The sequence below is a fragment of the Cupriavidus sp. U2 genome (genome assembly GCF_009663685.2).
Lineage (GTDB): Bacteria > Pseudomonadota > Gammaproteobacteria > Burkholderiales > Burkholderiaceae > Cupriavidus > Cupriavidus necator_C.
Genome location: NZ_RCOG02000002.1, coordinates 354,092 through 378,008, shown reverse-complemented (window position 1 = coordinate 378,008; position 23,917 = coordinate 354,092). Strand labels below are relative to the sequence as shown.

The following is a 23,917-nucleotide window of genomic DNA, read 5'->3' as shown; positions in this document are numbered from 1 at the left end:
GCCGCCCTACGTTTCGACGCGCAAAGGGCGGCGGCCAATTCAATCAGGCAAACCCCGCCTGATGCGCCTGCTGGTCGGCGTGGTACGAGCTGCGGACCATGGCGCCCACGGCGGCGTGGGTGAAGCCCATCTTGTAGGCCTCTTCCTCGAACATCTTGAACGTGTCCGGATGCACGTAGCGCATCACCGGCAGGTGGTGGTTCGACGGGGCCAGGTACTGGCCGATGGTCAGCATGTCGATGTCGTGCGCGCGCATGTCGCGCATGACTTCCAGGATTTCCTCGTCGGTCTCGCCCAGGCCCACCATCAGGCCCGACTTCGTGGCGACGTCCGGGTTGCGGCGCTTGAATTCCTGCAGCAGCTTCAGCGAGTGCGCGTAGTCGGCGCCCGGGCGGGCCTGCTTGTACAGACGCGGCACCGTTTCCATGTTGTGGTTCATCACGTCGGGCGGCGCCGTCAGCAGGATGTCCAGCGCCTTGTCCAGGCGGCCACGGAAGTCGGGCACCAGCACTTCGATGCGGGTGTTCGGCGACAACGCGCGCGTCTGCGAGATGCAGTCCACATAGTGCTGGGCGCCCCCGTCACGCAGATCATCACGGTCCACGCTGGTGATCACCACGTAGTTCAGCTTGAGCTGGGCAATGGTGCGCGCCAGGTTGCCGGGTTCGTTCACGTCGAGCGGGTCCGGGCGGCCGTGGCCCACGTCGCAGAACGGGCAGCGGCGCGTGCACTTGTCGCCCATGATCATGAACGTGGCCGTGCCCTTGCCGAAGCATTCGCCGATGTTCGGGCAGCTGGCTTCCTCGCACACGGTGACCAGGTTGTTGGCGCGCAGGATGTCCTTGATCTCGTAGAAGCGCGAGTTGCCGGTGGCGGCCTTGACGCGAATCCAGTCCGGCTTCTTGAGCTTTTCGGCCGGCACGATCTTGATGGGGATGCGTGCGGTCTTCTCGGCCGATTTCTGCTTCTTGGTGGCGTCGTATTCAGGCGTTTGCGGGGCTTCGCTGGACGTGGCGATCAGGGCGTCGCTCATACTGTTCTCCGCACGCGCAGCCGCGTGCATGTTTGGCGTTGATTCGGGGCCGGGCGTGCCACGGTTCAGGCAGCCTCGGCAGCGGCATTCCCGTGGGCCTGTGCGCGCGCCTCGCGTGCGGTCAGGACCTCGCACAGGGCCGCCGCCAGGCGTTGTGCGATTGCGGGTTGTTGTGCCGCGGTGACGGGCAGCGGGCCGGCATCGTGCGCCGCCACGAAGGTGGCGCCCGCAGTGGCCATGTCGACCGTTTCCAGTCCGGCATAGCCGCAGGGGTTGATGCGCAGGAACGGGGCCAGGTCCATCTGCACGTTCAGGCTGACACCGTGGTAGCTGCAGCCGTTGCGGATCTTGAGGCCGAGCGCGGCAATCTTGGCGCCCTGGTGCGGACCCTCGGACAAATAGATGCCGGGCGCGCCGGGCTTGCGTTCGGCTGCGAGATTATACGCCGCGAGCGTGTCCAGCACGGCCTGCTCGATGTCGTTGACCAGCTCGCGCACCATGAGGTGCCGGCGCCGCAAATCGAGCAGCAGGTAGGCCACGACCTGGCCGGGTCCGTGATAAGTGATCTGGCCGCCACGGTCGATCTTCACGACTGGGATCGCGTCGTCGGGGGCCAGCAGGTGTGCGGGGTCTCCGGCCTGCCCGAGCGTATAGACCGGCGGGTGTTCGACCAGCCAGATCTGGTCGGGCGTCTCGGGCGTGCGGGCGGCGGTGAATGCCCGCATCGCGTCGAAACAGGGCTCGTACGGCTGGCGGCCCTGATCGATGACTTGGATCGGATGCATGCCCGAGAGTGTAACGAAAAGGGCCGGTCTGCGCTGAGGCAGACCGGCCCTGTTTCCGGTCAAGTCTTGTCCGGCGGCGGCCATACGCGCCTCAGCCGCCGCGCGCCCGGGTCATGAGGCATGGATCTTGTCCTGCCCCGGCGTCCACTCCGTGCCTCGAACCAACCGCCGCACTGCGCGCAACACCAGGTGCGGCAGGTCGGCCAGGGTCAGCACCGGCCGCCGGGCCTCGGCAATCAGTGCCAGCCGCACCGGGCCCTTGGCGCGGGGGTCCACGCTGAGCACGATCTCGTCGCCGCGACGCAACAGCAGACTTCCGCCACAACGCAGCCAGTAATCCTCGGAATCATTCTCGCGGGTCACCCATACATCGACACCCTTGGCATCTTCCACAAACAGGCGCTGGGCGGCATGCACCGACAGCGGGGCAACCTCGCCGGGGCTCAGCGTAAAAACGGTCGTTGTGAGTAGGGCTTTCATGATGGCTTCTCCGTGAGTCCGGGGGCCCACCGTGTTGTCGGCGTCGCCGGAACTGGCTTGGTCATTGGACCAGCACAGTTCAGGGCTTAGTTTGGCGGGTTCCGGTGAAGTGAATTCTAGTGATGACCCCGCCGCTGGCAAAACGATATATATTCTTGGGTCTTGTTAGCTCATCTCACATAGACGAGGTCCATCATGGTCTGGAGCGGCACCTGGAACCCGGACGATCCCCGTAGCTGGAAACGCGAATTTCCGCGCCTGCCGGCCTTGGCCGCCTTGCGCACGTTCGAGGCGGCCGCCCGTCACGAGAGCTTCTCGCGGGCTGCCGCGGAGCTGTTCGTCACCCATGGCGCCGTCAGCCACCAGATCCGGGCGCTGGAGGAAGAGCTGGGCCAGCCGCTGTTCGAGCGGCGCGGCAAGCGCGTGATGCTGACCGCCAACGGCCGGCTCTATGCCGAACGCGTGCGCGACGCGCTGCTGCAGATTGCCGATGCCACCCGCGCGCTGCAGGCCGGCAACCGCGAAAAGCGGCTGACCATCAGCACCATGCCGTCGTTCGCCGCGCGCTGGCTCACGCCGCGCATCGGCAGCTTCATCGAGCAGCATCCCGAATTCGACGTGGAACTGCTGTCGTCGAACTCGCTCGTGGATTTTGCCAATGAAGAGGTGGACGTGGCCCTGCGCATGGGCGGCGGCCAGTACCCGGGTCTCTACGTCGAACGCCTGCTGGACGATGTGTTCTTTCCGGTCTGCAGCCCCAGCTTCAATGGCGGGCGCCTGCCCGAGCAGCCCGCGCACATGGCCGGCATGCCACTGCTGCGCGGCGAGGGCGATCCATGGAAGCCCTGGTTCGAGGCGGCCGGACTGGCCTGGTCCGAGCCGACCAAGGGCCTGATGATGCAGGACTCGTCGCTGCTGCTGCAGGCGGCGGCCGAGGGCCAGGGCATTGCGCTGATCCGGTCGTCGCTGGCCTATAACGACCTGCTGTCGGGCCGCGTGGTGCGTCTGTTCGACGTGAGCATTCCGTGCCCGTGGCTGCTGCATTTCGTCTGCACCCATGCGAGCCTGGCCACGCCGAAGGTGCAGGCCTTCCGGAACTGGCTGCTGCCCGAGATGGAGCGGTTCCGGAACATTCTTTCGCAATGGACCTAGCGGTCCGGGGCGTCCGTACTGTCGGTGCTGTCGGTGCTGTCGGTGCTGTCGGCGCCGCCGGCCCCGTCCCGCTCATCGGCCCCCGCTGGCGCTGATCCGGGTACGCCTTTTTTCTTCCGGCCGGCCCGGGGATGGGCCTGGTCGTAGACCTTGGCCAGGTGCTGGAAGTCGAGCGACGTGTAGACCTGCGTGGTGGTAATGCTCACGTGGCCCAGCATCTCCTGCACCGCGCGCAGGTCGCCCGACGACTGCAGCACATGGGTGGCAAACGAGTGCCGCAGCATATGCGGATGCACATTGGCCGGCACGCCGGCAGCCAGCGCCTGTTGCTTGATCCGCGTCTGTACCGTACTGCCCGACAACCGCCTGCCCCGGGTGCCCAGGAACAGCGCGTGCTGGTCCTCCGGCAAGGCGCCGGGCCGCAGCAGTGTCTCGCGTACCGAAAGCCAGGCCTTCAGCGCCTCCAGCGCCTTGCTGCCCACCGGCACGGTCCGCCTGCGCGATCCCTTGCCGATCACCGTGACCTCGGCACCCGCCAGATCGAGCCAGCCCGCCGACCGGTACTCGCCTTCTTCGGTATAGCGCACGTCGAGCTGGATCAGCTCCGACAGCCGCAGCCCGCTGGAATAGAACACTTCGAAAACGGCCTGGTCGCGGATGGCTTCGGCCGTGTCGCCGCGCCGGTGCGCCACCAGCGCCACGGCGTGTTCCACCGACAGCGCCTTGGGCAGCGGCTGCCCGCGCTTGGGCGCCCGCACCCCATCCACCGGATTGGCGGTCACGCCATGGCCATGCCGCGCCGCCCACAGAAAGAAGCCGCGCCAACCGGACAGCGTGCGCGCGATGGTGCGCGCCGACAGGCCGCTGCCGTGCAGCCGCGCGGCGAAGGATCGGATATGTCTGGTTTCCAGCGACAGCAGCGGCACGCCAGCGGCAAAGCGCGTGGCGGATTCCTGCAGCACGGACAGATCGCGCGCGTAGCTGGTCAGCGTGTGGTCGGCCAGCTTGCGATTGGTGGCGAGCCAGTCCAGGTAGCGCAGCACCAGCGGATCGGGAACTGGCTTTTCCGCCATGGCGGTGGCCGCTGGGTCCGCTGGGGCCGGTGTGTCCGTCACGGCATCACCCTTGCCCGGCTGGCGCTTGCGCATGGTGGAACAGCGAGACTCAGTCGCGCAGGCGGTTCAGGGCGGCGCCGGCCACTTCGCCGATTTGCCCCAGGTAGGCGGTGCCCATGCCTTCGTGGAAGCGGCGCGGCTCGGGCGAGCCCAGCACCAGCAGGCCGAACGCGGCGCCCGGGCCATCGTCGCCGGGGCGGGCCGGCACGCGCAGCGTCACCATGGCCAGCGACGCGATGTCGTCGCGCTCCAGCAGGCTGGCTGCCTCGAAGCCGCTGTTGGCGCCGCAGTACGGTGCGCGCAGGCCTTCGGCGAACAGGCGCAGGTCGTCGCTGGCGCCCTGCGCCACTTCGATATGGGCAAACGCTTCGCCCACGTTCCACAGGCGCAGCGCCACGGCCGGCACATCGAATACCTGCTGCAAGCCGTCCTGCACCGCGTACGGCAGCGCGTGCGAATCGGCCTCGGCCAGCAGGCGCAGCTGCCAGGCGTGCATGCGCTGCTGCGTGCGGTCGTTCTCGTGGCCGTGCCGAACCAGATCGGCCAGCTTCAGTTCCAGCCCCTTGTTCTTCTCGCGCAGGATTTCCATCTGGCGCTCCTGGAGCGACACGGCCCGATGGCTATGCGGACTGGTCAGTTGCACCGTGGCCAGCAGTTCGGCATGGTCCTCAAAGAACTGCGGGTTGCTCTGCAGATAAGCGGCGACGTCCTGGGCGTTCATAAGCTTTTACCGATTCAATTTTTTCGGTTGGCAGTGTAGCAAAGTGACGTTGGCGCGAGCGGGTCAGGTCTGGATGAGCCGCTTCTGTCGCGAAATGCTCATCAGGATGCCGATCCCCATGCCCAGCGTCACCAGCGCGGTACCACCGTAACTCAACAGCGGCAGCGGCACGCCCACCACGGGCAGGATCCCGCTCACCATGCCCATGTTCACGAAGGCGTAGGTGAAGAAGATCAGCGTGATCGAGCCGGCCAGCAGCCGCGAGAACAATGTCGGCGCGTTGGCCGCAATATAAAGCCCGCGGAAGATCAGCAGCAGATACAGGACCAGCAGCACGGCATTGCCGATCAGCCCGAATTCCTCCGAAAACACCGCGAAGATGAAGTCGGTGTGCTTTTCGGGAATGAACTCCAGGTGCGTCTGCGTGCCCTTGAGCCAGCCCTTGCCCGTGACGCCGCCCGAGCCGATCGCGATGATCGACTGGATGGTATGGAAGCCCTTGCCCAGCGGGTCGGTGGTCGGGTCCAGCAGCGTGCACACGCGGTGCTGCTGGTAATCGTGCAGGATCGGCCAGCTCACGCCCGGCGCGCAGATCTGGCTTTCATAGCTGATCAGCAGCGTGATCGCCACGACGCCCAGGCCCAGCAGCGGCAGGATGATCTTCCACGACAGCCCGGCGAAATAGATCACGTACAGGCCGGCGGCCAGCACCAGCAGGCCGGTGCCCAGGTCCGGCTGCTTGGCGATCAGGCCCACCGGCACGCCCAGGATGATCAGCGCCACGACGAAGTCGAACCACCGGATCACCCCCTCCCGCTTCTGGAAGTACCACGCCAGCATCAGCGGCATCGAGATCTTCATGATCTCCGATGGCTGGATCACCATGCCCACATTGAGCCAGCGGCGCGCTCCCTTGCGGATCAGGCCGAACATGGCCACCGCGATCAGCAGCGCCACCCCGACGGTATAGAGCGGCACGGCGATCCGCATCAGCAGCTGGGTCGGCATGTAGGCGATCACGATCATCACGACGTACGACAGCAGGATGTTGCGCAGCTGGTCTTCCACGCGGCCCGGCATGTCGATCGCGGCCGAATACAGCGCCACGATGCCCGTGGCGAACAGCAGGAAGACGATCAGCGCCAGCGGCTTGTCGAAGCCGGTCAGGGCGGTCTTGATCGTCGATGCGACGCGGCGTTTGTCCATGGCGCGTCTCCTTTTACTCTGAAACTGGTTTCTTGCCGGCGGCGTCGGCCTGGGCAAGGTTGGCGGTCCTGGCCGGCCTGATGCGCGGTGCCGGGGCGGGTGCCGATGCCGGTGTGACGTGCGGCGGCGGTGCCTTGGGCGCCGATGCCGGCGGCTTGCTGTGGCCCAGCGCCTGCAGCATGCGGTCGTCGAGCGTGACCACTGCCGATGCCGGCGCGATGGCGGCCGGATCGAGCTGCATGGCGATCGACTCGGATGCGGCAGTCGCCCGGGCCGCAGGCACCGGCACGGATGCCCCGGCCACGGCGCTGGCCCCCGGTGCGCTGGCGACAGCCTCGGCGCCCGAGGCGGCCGCGACGGCAGCCGGTGCGGTCTGCATCACGGTGGCGGTTGCCGCGTTGGCGGTGTCGCCCGTGGTGAACACGCTCGGCGTATCCACCGGCGGCCGGTTGCCGGCGCGCAGCGCCTCTTCGGGCGGCGGCGCGGTGGCCTGCAGTTCCTCGGGCCACTTGCGCAGCAGGTAGTAGTCCATCACCTTGCGGGCGATCGGCGCAGCCACGGCGGCGCCGAAGCCGGCGTTCTCCACGATCAGCGCCAGCGCGATCTTCGGATGGTCGGCCGGTGCGAACGCCGTGTACAGCGAGTGGTCACGCTTGCGTTCGTCGATCGCGTGGTGGTTGTACTTCTCGTTCTTGCCCAGCGTATAGGTCTGGGCCGTGCCGGTCTTGCCCGCCGACTCGTACGCCGCCCCGGCAAACACCCGCGCCGCCGTGCCGTTGTGCGTCACCGCCACCATGGCGCGCTTGATCACGTCGATATCGGCCTGCTTGAACGGCAGCCGGTAGCTTTCCTTGGGCACGGTCAGCGTGCGCTTGCGGTTGACCGAATCCTCGACGGCCTTCACCAGGTGAGGCTTCATCGCCACGCCGTTGTTGACCAGGATCGACACCGCATTGGCCAGCTGCAGGATCGTGAAGCTGTTGTAGCCCTGGCCGATGCCCAGCGAGATGGTCTCGCCGTCATACCACTTCTGCTGCTCGGGCTTGCGGTAGGCCTTGCGCTTCCACTCGGTGGACGGCAGGATGCCGCGGCTTTCGCCCTCGATGTCGATGCCCGTGATCTGGCCGAAGCCCAGCGGCTTCATGAAGTCGTGGATCGCATTGACGCCCATGTCTCGCGCCAGTGCGTAGTAATAGGTATCGCACGACTGCACGATCGACGCCTGCATGTCCACCCAGCCATGACCGCCCGGCTTGTCGTCGCGGAACGTGTGGTTGCCCAGCGTGAAGAAGCCCGGATCGTGCATGCCCCAGGCCGCCGTGCGCTTGCCCGTGGTCAGTGCCGCCAGCGCCATGAACGGCTTGTACGTCGAGCCCGGCGGATAGGTGCCCCGCAGGGGCCGGTTCAGCAGCGGCTTGTCCGGCGATCCGTTGAGTTCGTCCCAGGTCTTGGAATCGATCCCCTCGACAAACAGGTTCGGATCGAAGGTCGGCTTCGAGACGAAGGCCAGGATGTCGCCGGTTTCCGGCTCGATGGCCACCAGCGCACCGCGGCGGTCGCCGAATAGCTGTTCCGCCAATTGCTGCAGGCGGATGTCCAGCGACAGGATCAGGTTGTTGCCCGGCGTGGCCGGCGACGTGGACAAAGTACGAATCGGACGGCCACCGGCGCTGACTTCCACTTCCTCGAAGCCGGTCAGCCCGTGCAGTTCGGTCTCGTAACTCTGCTCCAGGCCGATCTTGCCGATGTAGTTGGTGCCCTTGTAGTTGTCGATATCCTTGCGCGGATCGTACTTGGCGGGATCGGCGTCGTTGGCCTCGTCCATCGCCTCGATCCGCTCCTGGTCGCGCTGCGAGATGCGGCCCAGGTAGCCCACCACGTGGCTGGCCGACTCGCCCAGCGGGTACTGGCGGAACAGGCGCGCACGCACGTCCACCCCGGGAAAGCGGAAACGCTGCGCCGAGAACTTGGCCACTTCCTCGTCGGTCAGCTGGCTGCGGATCGGCAGGCTTTCAAAGCTGCGCGATTCTTCCAGCAGGCGTTTGAAACGGCGGCGGTCGCGCGGCTGGATATCCACCAGCCTGGCCAGTTCGTCGATCGTGTTGTCGAGCGTGTCGGTCAGCTTGGACGGCGTCACTTCCAGCGTGTACGCGGAATAGTTGCGCGCCAGGATCACCCCGTTGCGGTCCATGATGATGCCGCGGTTCGGCTCGATCGGCGCCACGGAGATGCGGTTGTCCTCGGCCTTGGCCGAGTACTGGTCGTGCTTGTACCACTGCAGCCACAGGAAGCGGGAGAGCAGCAGGCCAAAGCAGATGACCGTGAACAGGGCTGCCGCCGCCACGCGGATGCGGAAGCGGCCGATTTCCAGTTCGACGTTGCGGATTTCGGTCATGGCGGTACTGCGGGCGGCGTGGCGGTGTCAGGGAGGATGAAGGGCTAGATCGGACGCGTTTCGTCGATGTCGGCCGAGCGGCGCTGGGGCGCCAGCAGCAATGCGGTGGCCATCGGCCAGAGCACGGCTTCGATCAGCGGCGCCACCAGAAGTTGCCAGCCCGGCAGCGGCGCGCCCATCGCCAGGCGGATCACCACCGGCACGGCATGGGTGATGAACAGCAGCGGCATCACATGCAGCGCCTGCGTGTAGACCGAAAACCACAGCACGCGGCGGTGGATCGTGATCGCGAAGTACGCCAGCAGCGTATAGGCCAGCGCGTGTTCGCCCAGCAGCCGCGCATCGTGCACGTCCATCAGCAGGCCTAGCAGAAACGCCACGCCCATGCCCACCTTGCGCGGCTGGTGGATGTTCCAGAACACCAGCACCAGGGCCACCATGTCGGGGATCCACAGCGTGGTGCCCCAGGGCATCAGGTTCCACAGGAAGGCCAGCACGAAGGTCAGCGTGATGAACGCGGGATTGACCGGTCGCAGCAGGTATTGGGATGTCGTCACTGGGAACGCTCCGGGGATTTCTGCTTGTCGGCGGCCTTGTCGGCGGCCTTGTCGGCGGCCTTGTCGGCGGCCTTGTCGGCGGGCTTGTCGGCGGCCTTGTCAGCCGCCTTCTGCTCGGCACCGGCGCGGGCCGCCGCCGAACGGGCGCCCTTCTCGGCCTTGGTCGGGGCGGCTTCTTCCTGCGGGCGCGGGCCCAGTCCGGACTCGTAGCGCACCACCAGCAGCTGGCGATGCGAGCGCACGCCGGCCACCGGTTCGCAGTACACCCGCGAGAACGCGGTGTCCGCCTTGCGCTCGATCTGGACGATCTTCGCCACCGGCAGGCCCGGCGGATAGGTGCCGTCCAGCCCGGACGTCACGAGCAGGTCGCCCTGCTGCAGGTCGGCCGACGCGGCCATGAAGCGCAGGTCCAGCAGCCCGGCACGCGAGCCGCCGAATGCCACGCTGCGCAGGCCGTTGCGCACCACCTGGACGGGAATCGCCTGGTCCTTGTCGGTCAGCAGCGTCACTTCGGACTGGAACGGCGACACGCGCGTGACCTGGCCGATCACGCCGCGTTCGTCGATCACCGGGTAGCCGGCGCGCAGGCCGTGCGCGCTGCCATGGTCGATGACGATGCGCTGGCTGTACGGGTCGCGGGCGTCGTAGAGAATTTCGGCCGCCGTGACCGGCGTGGCCGACTGCTGTTGCAGGTTCAGCAGCTTGCGCAGCTGGTTGTTCTCGGCTTCGAGCTGGGCCTGGCGCACGGACGCATTGGCCTGCTCCACCGAGCTGCGGCGCAGTTCGCGGTTTTCATTGGTCAGCGTGACCGACGACTGGGCGTAGTCGAGGACGCCGCGCAGCGCGTCGCGCGGCACCAGCACCAGGCGTTCCACGGGCATGAGGACAGTGGCGGCCACCTGGCGCGCGACGCGCATGGCGTCAAAGCGCGCATCGACAATCAGCAGCGCCAGCGCGATCGCCACGAAGATGACCAGGCGTGCAACGGCAGATGTGCCTTGCTTGAAGAGCGGCGGTGGAGAGTAATCCATTTACCGGTGCGCAGGCGAAACCATTCCGCCAGCGCGTCCGCCCGCCCCTTGGTGGGCATGGCGGTCCGGGCTGGCGGGGGAAGACATCAAAGGGCGCGGGGACGGGGCGACGCAGGCCACCACGGTCCCTGCCTCGTATTACTCGTAGGAGAAGATGCTGCCGAGCTTGTCCATGCGCTCCAGCGCCATGCCCGAGCCGCGCACCACGCAGGTCAGCGGATCTTCGGCCACCAGCACCGGCAGGCCGGTTTCCTCGGCCAGCAGGCGGTCCAGGTCGCGCAGCAGTGCGCCGCCGCCGGTCAGCATCATGCCGCGTTCGGCAATGTCGGCGCCCAGTTCGGGCGGGGTCTGTTCCAGCGCGATCTTCACGGCGGACACGATCTGGTTCAGCGGATCGGTCAGGGCTTCGAGGATTTCGTTGGACGACACGGTGAAGGCGCGCGGGATACCCTCGGACAGGTTGCGGCCCTTCACTTCCATTTCGCGGACTTCGGAGCCCGGGAAGGCCGAGCCGATTTCCTTCTTGATCGCTTCGGCGGTCTGCTCGCCGATCAGCATGCCGTAGTTGCGGCGGATGTAGTTGACGATCGCTTCGTCGAACTTGTCGCCGCCCACGCGCACCGAACCCTTGTAGACCATGCCGCCCAGCGAGATGATGCCCACCTCGGTGGTGCCGCCGCCGATATCGACGACCATCGAGCCCGACGGCTCCGACACCGGCAGCCCGGCGCCGATCGCGGCCGACATCGGCTCCTCGATCAGGTACACCTGGCTGGCGCCGGCGCCCAGCGCCGATTCGCGGATGGCGCGGCGTTCCACCTGGGTGGAACCGCACGGCACGCAGATGATGATGCGCGGGCTCGGACGCAGCAGCTTGGTGTCATGCACCATCTTGATGAACTGCTTGAGCATCTGCTCGGTCACGGTGAAGTCGGCGATCACGCCGTCCTTCATCGGGCGGATGGCCTCGATGTTGCCAGGCACCTTGCCCAGCATCTGCTTGGCTTCCTTGCCCACCGCCGTAATCGTTTTCTTGGCGTTGGGACCGCCTTCCTGACGGATGGCCACGACCGACGGCTCGTCCAGGACGATGCCCTTGTCGCGCATGTAGATCAGGGTGTTGGCGGTGCCCAGGTCGATGGCCAGGTCGTTGGAGAAATAGCTGCGGAGAAATCCGAACATCAGGAATCCTGTCTTCTGTTGGTTCGCGGGTATGCGAAGCGGCCGGTGCCTGTAGCGGCCCGGCCACGAATACGTTTGCAAGGGTGATGGTTCACGGCTCCCCCGGTGCGTGCGGCTGCCGCCGGCACAAGCCGGCGCGCCCCGGTACCCCTGGCGCGGACAAGCCCCGGTGCGCCAGCGGGAATCCGCTTCGCCGGCGCATGCCTGCACGCCGGACCTACGGGAACCTTTGATTAGACTCTGCGCGAAAGTTCGCGGACAGATGCGCGGGACAGGGCAGGAACACGCCTGACGTGTGGCAGTAGCCTAATCGGAGGAACCAGTTTCTTACGAGTGAAAATACGATGAAAACGGGCCGCTAATCCGCGGCGTTGCCCTGATGCTGGCACATTACTGTTGCATGGTTGCGACGCCGGCCACGGTATGCCGCCCGATCCAGCACCTTGGCACCCCGGCGATTGGCGCCCGGAACCCGGTCCTGGATGCTGCGACTGTGCCGACGGCATCACCACCCGCCCGCTTTGCCGCAACCCAAGTGGCGCGCGCGTTGCGGGAAGACAGCAGCGCGTAATGATACCTTATAATTCACGCTGTTTCGGGGCGTTTGGACCCTGAAAAACTTGTAACTTCGACGATCCTGGGGTGCCCCCCGGGCGCACCAGTCCGGCACGCCTTGGCCACCCCGCCAGACGCCGGGCCCATGGCGCCCTTCCAGGCACCCCGACGGCCACCCGACGACGGTTGGGTGGACGCCGGCTCCGAACCGGCGTCCGCTCCCCCGCCCGGCCGCAACATCTCCAGTCCGCAGGACTGAATCCGGCGAGAAGCGCCGCACCACGCCATGGCTCTCGAACTTTCCGACGTCAAGCGCATCGCGCACCTGGCCCGCATCGAAACCAGCGATGCCGAGGCCGAGCATACGCTTGTGCAGCTGAACAACTTTTTCTCCCTGGTCGAGCAGATGCAGGCGGTGGACACCACCGGCATCGAGCCGCTGGCCCATCCGCTGTCGGCCGTGCGCGACATCGCCCAGCGCCTGCGCGACGACGCGGTGACCGAATCCGACCGCCGCGCGGACTACCAGCGCCCCGCCCCGGCCACCGAGAACGGCCTGTACCTGGTGCCCAAGGTCATCGAGTGACGGCAGCGCGCTGCCCTGCCTTGTCGCCCATCCAGACGCCATCCGACCCGATATGACCTTTTCCGCTGATCACCAGACCTCGCTGCGCCAGATTGCCGATGCGCTGGCCGCCCGTTCCGTGTCCGCCGAGGAACTCGCCCGCGACTACCTGGCCCGCATCGACGCCGCCAAGAGCCTCAATGCCTTTGTCGACGTCAACCCCGACCTGACGCTGGCCCAGGCCCGCGCCGCCGACGAGCGCCGCGCCAACGGCCAGGCCACGCCGCTGACCGGCGTGCCCATCGCCCACAAGGACGTCTTCGTGACGCGCGGCTGGAAGTCCACCGCCGGCTCGAAGATGCTGGCCAACTACGAAAGCCCGTTCGACGCCACCGTGGTGGAGCGCCTGGGCGCGGCCGGCATGGTCACGCTGGGCAAGACCAACATGGACGAATTCGCGATGGGTTCGTCCAACGAAAACGCGTACCAGGGCGCCGTGCGCAACCCGTGGGACACCAACCGCGTGCCGGGCGGCTCGTCGGGCGGCTCGGCCGCTGCCGTGGCCGCGGGCCTGGCGCCGGCCGCCACCGGCACCGACACCGGCGGGTCGATCCGCCAGCCGGCATCGTTCTCCGGCATCACCGGCATCAAGCCGACGTATGGCCGGGTGTCGCGCTACGGCATGATCGCGTTCGCGTCGTCGCTGGACCAGGGCGGCCCGATGGCCCATACGGCCGAGGACTGCGCGATGCTGCTCAACGGCATGGCCGGCTTCGATCCGAAGGATTCCACCAGCCTGACCCCGGAACTGGGTGGCGTGGACGAGGACTTCACCCGCCTGCTGGGCCAGCCGCGCGCCGGCGCCACCGCCGACAAGCCGCTGGCCGGCCTGCGTATCGGCCTGCCGCGCGAGTATTTCGGCAAGGGCCTGTCCGCCGATGTGGAAAAGACCGTGCGCGCCGCGCTGGCCGAGTATGAAAAGCTTGGCGCCACGCTGGTGGACGTGTCGCTGCCCAAGACCGAGCTGTCGATCCCGGTGTACTACATCATCGCGCCGGCCGAGGCTTCGTCGAACCTGTCGCGCTTCGACGGCGTGCGCTACGGCCATCGCGCCGCCGAGTACCGCGACCTGCTCGACATGTACAAGAAGAGCCGCGCCGAAGGCTTCGGCCCGGAAGTGAAGCGCCGCATCATGGTGGGCACGTACGTGCTGTCGCACGGTTATTACGATGCTTACTATCTGCAGGCGCAGAAAATCCGCCGCATCATCGCCGACGATTTCCAGCGCGCGTTTGCCGAGTGCGACGTGATCATGGGCCCGGTGGCGCCGAGCGTGGCCTGGAAGCTGGGCGAGAAGACCGCCGACCCGGTGCAGATGTACCTGGCAGACATCTTCACGCTGTCCACCAGCCTGGCCGGCCTGCCCGGCATGAGCGTGCCGGCCGGCTTTGGCGACGGCAACATGCCCGTGGGCCTGCAGATCATCGGCAACTACTTTGACGAAGCGCGCCTGCTGCAGGTGGCCCACGCGTTCCAGCAGGCCACCGACTGGCACCTGCGCCGTCCGGCCTGATCGGCGTCGCCAAACCGCCCACTGCCCCGAGCCATCATGCGCATGCACGCCCTGCCCCGCATCCCGCTGAGACTGGCCGCCGCCCTGGCGGTGGCCGTGACGCTGGCCGGCTGCCAGATTCCGTTCGTTGGCCGCTCCACGCCCATCGCGGCGCGCGACATCGACCTGGCTGGCAACTGCCAGCGCACCGAGGAAGACGGCTTCCGCGAGGACGCGCAGCTGCGCGTGGCCGACAACACCGTGCAGCAACTGCAGTGGAAGCTGTGGGTGGGCAAGCGTGGCTCGTGCAGCTTCAACCTGGCCGATTTCCGCCAGGTGCGCAAGACGCCGCACATCGAGCTGCGCGCCAACGACGGCAGCGCCTGCAAGCTGATGATCTGGCAGGACCCGCGCCGCGTCACGCTGGCGCACGCAAGCTGCCAGTCGCACTGCACGCCCGGCATCTATGAAGAGGCGTGGCCCGTGATGTTCGAACCGGGCACCGGCGAATGCGCGCGCACGCGCTGAGCCCCGGCTGAATTCGTCGATCGACCATGCCACGCCTGTTCCCGCCCACCTTGCCGCCGAAGGCCTCGCCGCTGGTTCCGACCACGGTGGGCCGCTGGCTGCGCGGGACGCTGGCCGGCGTGGCGGTGGTGGCGGCGCTGATGCCGGCCGCACCGGCCCAGCCGGCGGTGTCGATGGCACCGCTGTCGCCGCCGTCGCCCTTGACCGCACCGGTCGGCCCGGCCAGCGCCGCCGTTGTGGCAGCGCCGGCCACCGCGACCGAACCGGCCACCGCGCGGGTGCGGCTGCCCGCCGATCCGGGGTCGCCGGCGCTGACCGCCTACTGGTTCATGCCGCGCGAGGGCACCGTGGCCCGCAGCCAGCCGCTGCCTGTGGTGGTGGCGCTGCACGGCTGCGGCGGCCTGGTCGACATGAAGGTGGCAGCCAGGCGCGCGGGCACGATCGAGGAAGTGATCGATCCTGCGGCCGGCCTGCAGGCCCGCTATCGCGAGTACGCACACTGGCTGACCGAGCGCGGCTACGCCGTGCTGATGCCCGACAGTTTCAGCGCGCGCGGCAAGGCCCAGGGCATCTGCACGGAATCGTTCGACGCCCGATCCATCGACGACAAGACGCGCCGTGCCGACGCCATCGCCGCGTTGCGCTGGGTGGCAAGGCAGCCGGGCATCGACACGCGCCGCATCGTGCTGCTGGGCTGGTCCAACGGCGCGCAGGCGGTGCTGGCCACCATCGACGCCAGCCGGCCCTGGCCCGCCGATGCGCCGAACGTGGACCGCGCCGTGGCGTTCTATCCGGGCTGCAAGCGCGCCGTGCAGCAGCACGATTTCAGGCTGCGGTCGCCATTGCTGCTGATGATCGGCGGCGCCGACGACTGGACGCCCGCCACGCGCTGCGCAATGCTGCAGAATGCGGTGCAAAGCCGGCAGCCCAAGGCCCGTTTCCGCCTGGAAATCTATCCGGGCGCGTACCATGGCTTCGACGGCACCAGCGAGCTGCACGTACGGCGCGACGTCGCCGCCCGCAACGGCTCCGGGGTCACCGTCGGCGGCGACGCCGTGGCGCGCGTGGCCGCGCTGGCACAACTGGACTCATGGCTGACGAGTTCCGACCCCTGACGACACAGACAGCGCAGGGCCTGGAATTCGGCAACCGAAGCAACCTATACAGAAAAGCACTCAGATTAGGAAAACCGCCATGCAATGGGAAGTGGTGATCGGCCTGGAGACGCACGCACAGCTCTCCACGGCCTCCAAGATTTTCTCCGGCGCCTCGACCGCGTTCGGTGCCGAGGCCAATACGCAGGCCTGCCCCGTGGACCTGGCGCTGCCGGGCGTGCTGCCCGTGCTGAACAAGGGTGCCGTCGAGCGCGCCATCCAGTTCGGGCTGTCGATCGACGCGAAGATCGCGCCGCGCAGCATCTTCGCGCGCAAGAATTACTTCTACCCCGACCTGCCCAAGGGCTACCAGATCAGCCAGTACGAGATCCCGGTGGTGCAGGGCGGGCAGATCACGGTGCAGGTGGAAGGCAAGCAGGGCGTCTACGAGAAGACCATCAACCTGACGCGCGCCCACCTGGAAGAAGACGCCGGCAAGTCGCTGCACGAGGACTTCGCGGGCATGACCGGCATCGACCTGAACCGTGCCGGCACGCCGCTGCTGGAAATCGTGACCGAGCCCGACATGCGCAGCTCGGCCGAAGCCGTGGCCTATGCGAAGGCGCTGCATTCGCTGGTGGTGTGGCTGGGCATCTGCGACGGCAACATGCAGGAAGGCAGCTTCCGCTGCGACGCCAACGTGTCCGTGCGCCCGGTGGGTCAGGAGAAGTTCGGCACGCGGCGCGAGATCAAGAACCTGAACTCGTTCCGCTTCCTGCAGCAGGCCATCGACTACGAAGTGCAATGGCAGATTGCCGAAATCGAGGATGGCCGCGAGATCGTCCAGGCGACGGTGCTGTTCGACCCGGACACCGGCGAGACGCGCGCGATGCGCACCAAGGAAGACGCGCACGACTACCGCTACTTCCCCGACCCAGACCTGATGCCGCTGGAGATCGACGCGGCCTGGATCGACCGTGTGAAGAGCGCGCTGCCCGAGCTGCCGGCCGCCATGCAGGCACGCTTTGTGTCGCAATACGGGTTGTCCGCCTACGATGCGAGCACCATCACCGCGACCAAGGCCCTGGCCAGCTACTTCGAGGCCGTGGTCAAGGAAGTGGGTGCCGCCAGCGCCAAGCCCGCCGCCAACTGGCTGATGGGCGAGATCGCATCGCAACTGAACCGCGACGGCATCACGATCGACGCCGCGCCGGTGAGCCCGGCTCAACTGGCGAAACTGCTATCGCGCATTGCCGATGGCACGGTATCGAACAACACGGCCAAGAAGGATGTGTTTCCGGCGATGTGGGCCGGCGAATCGGACGGCGACGCCGACGCGATCATCGCGGCCAAGGGCCTGAAGCAGATGTCCGACACGGGCGAACTGGAAAAGATCATCGATGACGTGCTGGCCGCCAACGCCAAGTCGGTCGAGGAATTCCGCGCCGGCAAGGAAAAGGCGTTCAACGCGCTGGTGGGCCAGGCCATGAAGGCCACCAAGGGCAAGGCCAACCCGGCCCAGGTCAATGAACTGCTGAAGAAGAAGCTGGGCTGATCGCCGATCCGATCCTGTTCTAAAGAAACGGCCACGTGTAATGCACGTGGCCGTTTTTTTTCGCCCCGACCAGCGGTCGGCACCTTATCAGGCGGATTCCAGCGCGGCCAGGCGTTCCTGCAGGCTGGCCAGCAAGGCGTCGCGCTCCGCCAGCATGGCGGTGAGCTGGCCGACGTTGACGGCATCGGTCGATGACGTGCCGGCTGCCACGTTGATGATCTGCCGCTGCAGGCTGGCGCGGCCGACCGACACCGACTTGGCGCGGTCGCAGTTGGACTTCGCGCCAAGCGCGACACCATTCGTCACCGAAGACATGGCATTGGCGCCCACCACCACGGACGTGGAGCCCGAAGCCGTGGCCGAGCCGCCAATCGCCACATTGTCGGCCTTCGACGCCGATGCGGCAGCGCCGATGGCCACCGCGTTGTTGGCCGACACATACACGGCATTGCCCAGCGCAATCGACCCCTCGCCGCCCCCGCCAGTCTCGATGCGCGCGCTGCGGCCCATCACGATGCCGCTGCCAGTGCTGGCCATGGTCGCGCCGTCGCCCAGGACGATACTGCCGTCGCCCCTGGCCGTGGCCAGCGGGCCGATGGCGATGGCGTTGTTGCCGCTGGCGGTCGCGCCCGCGCCGGTGGACTTCACCTGCAGGTACTTCAGGTCCGCATCGCCGCTGCTGATGCCTGCCACGGTCTCGGCAAGATCGGCGATTTCCTGCGCGTTCTTCGTCACCTTGGCGTTGGTCTGGAACAGCTGGCCGCCCGTCACCGCATCGGTGCTCAGCTGGGTCAGGCTGGCCGCGCGCAGCCCTGTCACCAGCGTGTTGTCGAGCGTGGCACGGGCCTTCGAGTCGTCGTCGTAGGCCAGGAAGGCGTTGCCGACGTTGCCCGACGCGTTCACGTCCAGCCCGGCCGTGCGCAGCTGCCCGACAGTCACCGCGTCGTTGTCCGCCACGCCCGCTTCCACGTTGACGATGCGGCGCCGTGCGTCGGCCGCCCCCACCGACACGGTGTTCGGCCGGTCCGCCACGCTGCCCTGTCCCAGCGCCACGCTGTACGAGCCCGAGACACTGGCCCCCGCGCCCAGCGCCAGACCTCCCGCCCCAGTCACCGCGGTGGCGTCGCCCACGGCCACCGCCCCGGTGCTCTTCGCCGAGGCATTCGGGCCGATGGCCAGCGCATTGGTGCCGCTCGCATCGGCATCCGACGCGGTCGAATCGACATGGAAGTACTTCACGCCGGCGTCACCACCGGTGATGTCTTCCACCGCCGTATTGATCTGGCTCAGCGCGTCGAGGGCCTGGCCGAGCTGCTGGTTGGTGGCGAACAGCTGCGCGCCTGTCACCGCATCCTGGCTGCCCTCGGTCAGTTCGCCGGGTACCAGGCTCGTGACCAGCGTGTTGGCCAGCGTCACGCGGCCCAGCGTGGCGTCGTCATAGGCCACGAACGCATTGGACACTTCGCCGGCTGCATTCAGGTTCAGCCCGGCGTCCTTGAGCTGGCCCACCGTGGCGGCGTCCGAATCGAGTTCGCCCCTCATCACATGCACGATACGGCGGGGCTTTAGCAGCGTGCCGACCGATACCGTGCCCTTGCGGAGCGCCACGCTGCCGTTCCCGATGGCCACGCTGTCCGCCGCCGATACACTGGCCTGGTGACCGATCGCCACCGATCCGGCGCCGCCCGCGTTGGCGCCCGTCCCCACCGCCAGCGCGGCCGTGCCGTCGCCATTGGCCTGGGTGTTGACACCAACCGCGACATCGCCAGAGCCAATCGCCACCGACCGGCTGCCGATGGCCTGCGCCCAGTCCGCGACGCTGGCCGCATTGCTGCCCAGGGCCGTCGAGTTTTGCCCGTTTGCCACCGCTTCCAGGCCCAGCGCCAGCCCACCGCTGCCCGGTGCATCGGCCAGCGGCCCGACCGCGATGGCGTCGCTGCCGGTGGCCTCGCCGTCCGGCTTGGAACTGTTGGCGTGGAAATACTGGAGATCGCCCACGCTGCCGCCTCCGCCGCCTAGCGCCGCGTAGAGCTGGCTGCCGTTGATGGCGTCGGTGCTGCTTTCCGACACCTCGCCGGGCGCAACGTTGACAATGGTGCGCTTGAACTCGCTGGTGCCGACCGAGACCGTCCCATCGGCTTCGGCAACGCTTCCGTGGCCCAGCGCGACGCTAAGCTCTCCCCTGGCCTTGCTGCCGGCCCCGAAGGCGATGGCCTGAAGCGCGCTGGCGTTCGCACTTTCGCCAATTGCGAACGCGCGATTGCCCGTGGCGCGCGCGCCCGCGCCAAAGGCGATCGTGCTCTGCGCTGTGGCCCGCGCGTCCCAGCCCATCGCCATCGCGTCGTAACCGCCCGTTGCCTGCGCCCCGTTGCCGATGGCGAGGTTGTTCCTGCCCGATGCGATGCCGTTCGGGCCCACCGTTATCGCGTTGCCCCCCGTGGGAGAGCCGTCGGTTCCATCCGTGTTGGCACGGAAATACGTGATACCCGCTGCGGCCTGCACGCCCACCTCATCGCGCCCTGCACCGCCAGCCTGATCGCGCGCCCCGGGCGAATCCGGGTCTCGCGCCAGTGCGGCTTCCTGTTCCTGCTGTGTCATGTCGAACTCCCAATCGTTGGCCTGGAGAAGCCGCTCGTTGCCGATGGCCACGCCCCGGACAATGGATTCGAATGACACAAGGATGATCCATCGGGAATGTGCCGCGCGGGGCGCCGCGCATTCCCGGTACGGTGCCGCTCAGGCGACGGGCCGGACGGCACCCGCCACCGGCACCACGCTGACCTCCACCTCCACCGTATGCTCGCCGCCGCCGACGATCACGCCATGCAGCAGTGGCACGTCGCTGTAGTCGCGCGCGATGGCCAGCGTCACGTGGCGCGTGTCGGCCAGCACGTCGTTGGTCGGATCGAGGTCGATCCAGCCGTTGGCAGGGCACCAGACGCCGGCCCACGCGTGCGAGGCATCGGCACCCAGCAGGCGCGGCTCGCCCGGCGGCGGATCGGTGCACAGATAGCCGCTGACATAGCGCGCGGCCAGGCCAATCGACCGCAGGCAGCCGATCATCACCTGCGCGAAGTCCTGGCACACGCCGCTGCGTAGCCCAAACGCCTCCAGCGCGGGCGTATGCACTTCGGTGGTCTCGCCGTGGTACGCGAAGTCGGCGTGGATGCGATGCATCAGGTCGATGGCGCCGGCGGCCACCGTCACACCGGGGGTGAAGCTCTGCAGCGCGTAGTCGCGCAGGTCCGCGTGCAGCGCCACGTTCGGCGATGCGTAGACGAATTCCGTCTCGGGGTGGAACGGCTGGCCGGCGCGGTAGCGCAACTGCTGCGCCGCCGCTTCCCATGGCATGCCCTGCGCCGCATCGAACCCGGCCCAGCGCGGCATCAAAGTGACCGTGCTGCGGGTGGTCAGGCGCATCGTCTCGTGCGGCACATCGAGCATGAAATGCAGCACGTTGTTGCCAAACGCATCGGTTCGCATGTGCTGGTGCGTCGGCGCGGGTTCCACATCGGTCCGGTGCGCGCCCACGGCCTGCCACGGGTACGACGGCGGCGTCACCACGGCACGCTGCTGCGCATGTTCCACGGGCCACGCGTACTGGTAGGTGGTGACATGGTGCACGTCCAGCGTGGTGGGCATGTCCGGTGGCGTGGCCGGTGCCGTGACCGGTGGCGCGCCGGCCGGCTCGGGCGGCCCGGCTTCAGCGTGGGGATTGGCCGGCAGGCTGCTCATGGCAGGTCCGTCTCCGGTGCCACGCCGGCATGGCTGAAGTAGCGGCCGCCGATTTCGTCGGACAGCTTCGCCATGCGCGCGCCAAGCTGATCGCACAGCGCCGCCAGCTTGGGATAGCGGTCCTTGTCGCGCTCGCACAGCAGCGAGCGCGACGGCAGCGCGGTTGCCGGCGGCAGCAGTTCGGCCAGTGGCACGCGCGTCTGGCCGGTGGCGCCGGTCGGCAATTGCGCGAGCTTGTCGCGCAGGCGGTCCAGCACGCCGTAGAGGCCGCGCGGATTGGTCGGCTCCAGCACCAGCAGATCGACCAGCGCAGCCACGTCGCTACGCCCCGGGAATAGCGAGCGGTAGGTCAGCGTGCTGTCGAACAGGTGCAGCAGCATGTCGAAGCCGCTGCGCGACGCCAGCGCGCCGCTGCCTTCGGCCAGTTCCAGGAACAGCGCCAGCGTGCCGAGCCGTTCGATATGACGGCCGATAAAGACCAGCCGCCACGCTTCGTCGCGCGTCATGCGGTCGCCCTGCGCACCGCTGATCGCGCCCAGCTGCATCGCCAGATGCTCCAGCGCGGCCAGCACCTTCGAGCGGTCGTAGGCCCCCTCGCCGTGGCCCGCCGTGCCGGACGGGCATGCCGCATCCGCCATCGCGTCCTGGAAGTCGTTGCGCGCGGCCAGGATGGTGCGCCAGTGATCGTTCGACAACCGGTTGCGGATCTCGTTGGCGGCACGCGCGTGGCTGGCCAGCGTCGGCATCAGGCCCGTCGCGGCATTCGGATCGGCCAGCGTGGAAACCAGGCTGCGTTCGAACACGCGCAGCGACGCCTGTGGCGACGGCGTGTTCGGGGCCACCAGCCCGAACCACTGCGCCAGCAGGCCCAGCATGTTCAGCGTGCCGTCGTCGGTCTCGTCGTTCGATTCGATGGAGCCAAGTATCTGGCGGCACACGCGCACCACGTTTTCCGCGCGCTCGGCATAGCGGCCGGCCCAGTACAGGTTCTCGGCCGCGCGGCTCGATACCGCCAGCGGCCGGGGCACCGCCGCCGGGCCCAGCGACGGCAGCGCAGTACGCGGTGGCGGCGCCGATGCCGGCCCGCCGCGCGCACGGCCGGCCAACGTCGGCATCAACCCCTGCGCCGGCTGGTTCGACAGCACCCAGGTGTCGGCACTGGTGCCGCCAAGCTGCATCGACACCGCTTCCAGATGGGGCGGTGCGAGCCGCGTGAAGCCGCCCGGCATGACCTGCCAGCCGCCATTGCCATCGGCAACCGCAAACACGCGCAGCATGGCCGCGCGCGAGCCAATCCGTCCGCCGCCCTTGCCGTCGGGCTCCCAGCAAGGCGTGTGCGAGAGCGGCAGCGGCGCCTGCAGCGTAAAGCGATCTGGCGTTTCTGCGATGCGGGCGCGCCATGCATCGAGCGGCTGCAGACCCTTTTCCATGCCCAGCAGCGCATCGGCGGGCGTGCGCGGATAGGTGGGCATCACGAACGCTGCGTCGAGCAGCCGCAGCGCCGCTTCCTGCGCGGCGGCCTCGCCGCACCACCAGCTCATGACCGACGGCAGCGCCAGCGGCTCGTCCAGCAACGCCTGCGCGATGCCGGGCAGGAAGCCGTGGATCGCGGGCGACTCCAGAAAGCCCGATCCCGGCACGTTCGACACCGCCACGTTGCCCGCGCGCATCGCTTCGAGCAGGCCCGGCACCCCCAGCATCGAATCGCTGCGCAGTTCGAGCGGGTCGCAGAACACATCGTCAAGGCGGCGCAGGATCACGTCGACGCGCTCCAGCCCGCCGAATGTCTTCAGGTAGACCACGTCGTTGCGCACGGTCAGGTCCTTGCCCTCGACCAGCGTGATGCCCAGGTAGCGCGCCAGGAACGTGTGCTCGAAGTAGGTCTCGTTGAACGGCCCCGGCGACAGCAGCACGATCTGCCGCCCCGCGCCCGTGGCCGCGCTGGCGCCCTCTTCGGCCAGGCCCGCCGGCGCCGCGTGCGCCAGCGTCGAGATCAACTGCGAGAAGGTCGGCGGCAGGCGCCGCACGCGCAGTTCGCGAAACGCGTCGGCGTACTGGCCCGAAACGATCAGCCGGTTTTCCAGCGCGTAGCCCATGCCCGAAGGCGTCTCGGTCCGATGCGCGATGACCGTCCAGCCGTTGTCGGTATGCACGAGATCCACCGCCACGGTCTGCAGGAAGCTGCCGCCCGGCGGCTGGTAGCCCTTGAGCGGGCGCAGGTAGCCGGGATGCCCGTAGACCAGCCCCGGCGGCAGCAGCCCGCGCGTGAGCAGTGTCTGCGGCCCGTAGATATCGGCCAGGATGGCGTTGGCCAGCGTGGCCCGTTGCGTGACGCCGGCCTCGATCACCGCCCAGTCGGCTTCGGACACCAGGAACGGAAAGACCTCCAGCTGCCAGGCCCGCGCGCCGCCCTGGTCGGCGTAGACGTTGTATGTCACGCCGTTGTCGCGGATGCGGCGCGACACGGCCGCCGCATGGGCGTTCAGCGCGGCGGGACGCAGGTCGTCCAGGATGCCGAAGAAGCGTGCCCACGGTTCGCGCAGCGTGCCGTCGGGCAGCCGCAGTTCGTCGCGATGGCCGTCGGGCACGGGCAGCGCCAGCCGGCCCGCCAGGGCGGCCGGCGCGTCGGCAATATCCGATCCTTCGAAAGGCAGCGACGACTGCAACGGCACGGCT

19 protein-coding genes are annotated in these 23,917 nt (G+C 67.9%); 6 read left to right on the top strand and 13 right to left on the bottom strand.

Going from position 1 to position 23,917, the window contains the following annotated elements; all coding sequences use genetic code 11:
• Window positions 1-43: 43 nt before the first annotated feature.
• The 3 genes from lipA to D9X30_RS03215 form a co-directional block, all read right to left on the bottom strand.
• A complete protein-coding gene (gene lipA / locus D9X30_RS03225; protein ID WP_092600383.1) occupies window positions 44-1,033 on the bottom strand; it encodes a lipoyl synthase in 990 nt (329 codons plus the stop codon).
• 65 nt (window positions 1,034-1,098) lie between these two features.
• Complete coding sequence (gene lipB, locus D9X30_RS03220; protein WP_153946176.1) at window positions 1,099-1,818, bottom strand: lipoyl(octanoyl) transferase LipB; 720 nt, start codon at window positions 1,816-1,818, stop codon at window positions 1,099-1,101.
• 111 nt (window positions 1,819-1,929) lie between these two features.
• Entirely contained in the window at window positions 1,930-2,298 is a 369-nt protein-coding gene (locus tag D9X30_RS03215; protein ID WP_153946177.1) for a DUF2917 domain-containing protein, read from the bottom strand.
• A gap of 195 nt (window positions 2,299-2,493) precedes the next feature.
• On the opposite strand from D9X30_RS03215, the gene D9X30_RS03210 reads away from it, so the two are divergent.
• Window positions 2,494-3,450, top strand: coding sequence for a transcriptional regulator GcvA (locus D9X30_RS03210; RefSeq protein ID WP_153946178.1), 957 nt, complete (start codon window positions 2,494-2,496; stop codon window positions 3,448-3,450).
• Here D9X30_RS03210 and D9X30_RS03205 read toward each other — a convergent pair.
• The 7 genes from D9X30_RS03205 to D9X30_RS03175 form a co-directional block, all read right to left on the bottom strand.
• Complete coding sequence (locus D9X30_RS03205) at window positions 3,447-4,598, bottom strand: tyrosine recombinase XerC (RefSeq protein ID WP_153946179.1); 1,152 nt, start codon at window positions 4,596-4,598, stop codon at window positions 3,447-3,449. The genes D9X30_RS03210 and D9X30_RS03205 overlap by 4 nt on opposite strands.
• Before the next feature lie 16 nt (window positions 4,599-4,614).
• A complete protein-coding gene (locus D9X30_RS03200) occupies window positions 4,615-5,286 on the bottom strand; it encodes a DUF484 family protein (RefSeq protein ID WP_153946180.1) in 672 nt (223 codons plus the stop codon).
• A gap of 63 nt (window positions 5,287-5,349) precedes the next feature.
• Complete coding sequence (rodA, locus tag D9X30_RS03195) at window positions 5,350-6,492, bottom strand: rod shape-determining protein RodA (RefSeq protein ID WP_153946181.1); 1,143 nt, start codon at window positions 6,490-6,492, stop codon at window positions 5,350-5,352.
• 13 nt (window positions 6,493-6,505) lie between these two features.
• Complete coding sequence (gene mrdA / locus D9X30_RS03190) at window positions 6,506-8,887, bottom strand: penicillin-binding protein 2 (protein ID WP_153946182.1); 2,382 nt, start codon at window positions 8,885-8,887, stop codon at window positions 6,506-6,508.
• 44 nt (window positions 8,888-8,931) lie between these two features.
• Window positions 8,932-9,444, bottom strand: a complete 513-nt coding sequence (mreD, locus tag D9X30_RS03185) for a rod shape-determining protein MreD (RefSeq protein ID WP_249640870.1) — start codon at window positions 9,442-9,444, stop codon at window positions 8,932-8,934.
• Window positions 9,441-10,475, bottom strand: coding sequence for a rod shape-determining protein MreC (mreC, locus tag D9X30_RS03180; RefSeq protein ID WP_153946183.1), 1,035 nt, complete (start codon window positions 10,473-10,475; stop codon window positions 9,441-9,443). The genes mreD and mreC overlap by 4 nt, the downstream gene beginning before the upstream one ends.
• A 138-nt stretch (window positions 10,476-10,613) precedes the next feature.
• Window positions 10,614-11,657: a rod shape-determining protein gene (locus tag D9X30_RS03175; protein ID WP_019450345.1), complete on the bottom strand. Its 1,044-nt coding sequence runs from the start codon at window positions 11,655-11,657 to the stop codon at window positions 10,614-10,616.
• Between the two features lie 841 nt (window positions 11,658-12,498).
• Between D9X30_RS03175 and gatC the strand changes: the two genes are divergently transcribed.
• The 5 genes from gatC (at window position 12,499) to gatB (ending at window position 17,506) form a co-directional block, all read left to right on the top strand.
• Window positions 12,499-12,798, top strand: a complete 300-nt coding sequence (gene gatC / locus D9X30_RS03170; protein ID WP_092600403.1) for an Asp-tRNA(Asn)/Glu-tRNA(Gln) amidotransferase subunit GatC — start codon at window positions 12,499-12,501, stop codon at window positions 12,796-12,798.
• 52 nt (window positions 12,799-12,850) lie between these two features.
• The gene (gene gatA / locus D9X30_RS03165; RefSeq protein ID WP_153946184.1) at window positions 12,851-14,350 is read left to right on the top strand and encodes an Asp-tRNA(Asn)/Glu-tRNA(Gln) amidotransferase subunit GatA; all 1,500 of its coding nucleotides are present in this window, start codon (window positions 12,851-12,853) and stop codon (window positions 14,348-14,350) included.
• Window positions 14,351-14,386: 36 nt separating this feature from the next.
• Window positions 14,387-14,857, top strand: a complete 471-nt coding sequence (locus D9X30_RS03160; protein ID WP_153946185.1) for a hypothetical protein — start codon at window positions 14,387-14,389, stop codon at window positions 14,855-14,857.
• A gap of 26 nt (window positions 14,858-14,883) precedes the next feature.
• On the top strand, window positions 14,884-15,972 hold the full coding sequence (locus D9X30_RS03155; protein ID WP_153946186.1) for a dienelactone hydrolase family protein: 1,089 nt from the start codon (window positions 14,884-14,886) through the stop codon (window positions 15,970-15,972).
• A gap of 64 nt (window positions 15,973-16,036) precedes the next feature.
• Window positions 16,037-17,506: an Asp-tRNA(Asn)/Glu-tRNA(Gln) amidotransferase subunit GatB gene (gatB, locus tag D9X30_RS03150; protein WP_283780727.1), complete on the top strand. Its 1,470-nt coding sequence runs from the start codon at window positions 16,037-16,039 to the stop codon at window positions 17,504-17,506.
• An 87-nt stretch (window positions 17,507-17,593) separates the two neighbouring features.
• On the opposite strand, the gene D9X30_RS03145 is transcribed toward gatB, so the two are convergent.
• From D9X30_RS03145 to D9X30_RS03135, 3 genes are all read right to left on the bottom strand, one after another.
• Complete coding sequence (locus D9X30_RS03145) at window positions 17,594-20,182, bottom strand: hypothetical protein (RefSeq protein WP_153946188.1); 2,589 nt, start codon at window positions 20,180-20,182, stop codon at window positions 17,594-17,596.
• A gap of 60 nt (window positions 20,183-20,242) precedes the next feature.
• Window positions 20,243-21,148: a transglutaminase family protein gene (locus D9X30_RS03140; RefSeq protein ID WP_153946454.1), complete on the bottom strand. Its 906-nt coding sequence runs from the start codon at window positions 21,146-21,148 to the stop codon at window positions 20,243-20,245.
• A gap of 89 nt (window positions 21,149-21,237) precedes the next feature.
• Window positions 21,238-23,913, bottom strand: coding sequence for a circularly permuted type 2 ATP-grasp protein (locus D9X30_RS03135; RefSeq protein WP_249640869.1), 2,676 nt, complete (start codon window positions 23,911-23,913; stop codon window positions 21,238-21,240).
• Window positions 23,914-23,917: the final 4 nt, after the last annotated feature.